This is a genomic window from Neisseria sp. P0021.S005 (assembly GCF_051956955.1).
On the sequence record NZ_JBQCWY010000459.1, the window covers coordinates 1 to 2,454 of the forward strand.

The 2,454-nt window shown below is 49.3% G+C and carries 2 protein-coding genes; both read left to right on the forward strand.

The features are described 5' to 3' along the window. Positions 1 to 2: 2 nt before the first annotated feature. Entirely contained in the window at positions 3 to 1,853 is a 1,851-nt protein-coding gene (gene hscA, locus ACTHUE_RS15560) for a Fe-S protein assembly chaperone HscA (protein WP_440423937.1), read from the forward strand. A 189-nt stretch (positions 1,854 to 2,042) separates the two neighbouring features. Further along, positions 2,043 to 2,454, forward strand: a 412-nt coding sequence (locus ACTHUE_RS15565; RefSeq protein ID WP_440423938.1) for a hypothetical protein, incomplete at its 3' end; no start/stop codon positions are given.

Below are 2,454 nucleotides of genomic sequence, written 5' to 3' on the forward strand. Positions count from 1 at the left end.
TTTTGCAGATTTCAGAACCCGGCATGTCCGCCGCCCCCCATCAACACCGCCTCGCCGTAGGCATTGATTTAGGCACAACCAACAGCTTGGTTGCCACAGTCCGCAGCGGCAGCGCAGTCTGCCTGCCTGATTCAGACGGCCGCGCCACCCTGCCTTCGGTTGTCCGTTATTTGGATGGCGAAGTTGAAGTCGGCAAAAACGCCCTTTCTGCCCAAAAAACCGATCCGCTAAATACAGTCAGCTCCGCCAAACGCCTGATCGGCCGCACCCTTACCGACCTCGCACAAGAGGCGCAATACCTGCCCTATCGATTTACACCCAATGAGCGCGTGGTCGAGTTAAACACCCGTCAAGGTGCAAAAACGCCTATCGAAGTATCGGCTGAAATCCTCAAAGCCCTTAAATCGCGTGCCGAAGAAACATTAGGCGGCGATTTGGTCGGTGCCGTCATTACCGTACCTGCCTATTTCGACGATGCCCAACGTCAAGCCACCAAAGATGCCGCACGCTTGGCAGGCTTGAATGTATTGCGCCTCCTCAACGAGCCGACCGCCGCCGCAATCGCCTACGGACTGGACAACGCTTCAGAAGGCACGTTTGTCGTTTACGACCTGGGCGGTGGTACATTCGACGTATCAGTATTGCAACTGACCAAAGGATTGTTTGAAGTTAAAGCCACCGGCGGCAACAGCGCATTGGGCGGCGATGACTTCGACCATCGTTTGTTCTGCTACCTGCTCGAACAAAACGACCTTTCCAAACTCAACGAACAAGACAGCCAACTTCTGCTTTCCCTTGTCCGTACCGCCAAAGAAAAACTGACCACTCAAACCGAAGCCGTCATCGAAACCACACTTTCAGACGGCCATAAAGTTCATACCGTCATTACCCGCCAAGAGTTTCACAATCTGACCCAAAATCTGGTACAAAAAACCATCGAGCCCGTCAAACAGGCTTTGAAAGACGCAGGCGTAACCAAGGCAGATGTCAAAGGCGTGATTATGGTTGGCGGCTCTACCCGCATGTTGCATGTTCAACAAGCAGTTGCCACATTCTTCGGACAAACCCCGCTGAACAACCTCAATCCTGACGAAGTGGTCGCACTCGGTGCCGCCATACAGGCAAACGTCCTTGCCGGTAACAAAACCGACGGCGAATGGCTGCTGCTTGACGTTACACCTTTGTCACTCGGTTTGGAAACATACGGCGGCCTTGCCGAGAAAATCATTCCTCGCAACTCTACCATTCCTACCGCGCGTGCGCAGGACTTTACCACTTTCAAAGACGGTCAAACCGCTATGACGATACACGTCGTACAAGGCGAGCGCGAACTCGTTTCCGACTGCCGCAGCCTTGCCAAATTCACCCTGCGCGGCATTCCGCCGATGGCCGCAGGCGCAGCGCGTATCCGCGTGACCTTCCAAGTTGACGCCGACGGTTTGCTGTCTGTTTCCGCACAAGAACAAAGCACTGGCGTACAGGCGCAAATCGAAGTCAAACCTTCCTACGGTTTGGATGACAGCACCATCACCCAAATGCTCAAAGACAGCATGAGCAACGCTGCCGAAGACATGGCCGCACGCGCACGCGCCGAAGCCGTAGTCGAAGCCGAAAGCCTGACCGACGCCGTCAACGCCGCCCTTGAATTGGATAGAGATTTGCTGGATACCGAAGAGCTTGCACAAATCCAGCAAGACATCGCCGATTTGCAAGGTCGTCTGAAAGACGGTAAAGCCGAAGACATTCGTGCCGCCGTCGCCAAACTCAGCCACAGCACCGACAACTTCGCCGCCAAGCGCATGAACCGCAACATACAGCGCGCCCTGACAGGGCAGAATGTTGATAACATTTGACAGTAAAAGGTTTCAGACGGCCTATACAACGAAATAGGCCGTCTGAAGATAGCGTCTGTAAAAACGAAATAAAGAATCAAGATGGAAAAATCCGGCATTGTCTGTCTGATGAATATTTCGGCAAAAGCGGAACAAAATTAACCACTGAAATCGAAGACGGACTCCATTTGAAAAAATTGGAGATATAAAATGAGCTATTTAAATTTAGATGATGATATGTATTTAGTTTATGATTTTAAAAAAGATATGAAAAATAGAAAAAAGAAGGAGCATATTGAAGATACAAGATTACTGTCATTGAATGACGAAAGTATCTTTGGCATCAAAAAAGACAAAGGATTGTTTGCGTCGGATGAATGGTGGGCTAATATTGATTCCGGACAGATTATCACCAGAAGCGTTTCCGGAGTAATATCGTCAATATATGAGGCAGGAATGGAAAGAAGAAACATACCGAATAGTTTTAGTTTTATAGATGGTGAAGGCATCGTAAGGAATGAAAGTATGTATATGATGAATAAATCCGACAGACATTTATTTTGTGAAGGGAAAAAAATTGCTATTTTTTACGCGTATGACGAATTAAAAATATCAAAACAAA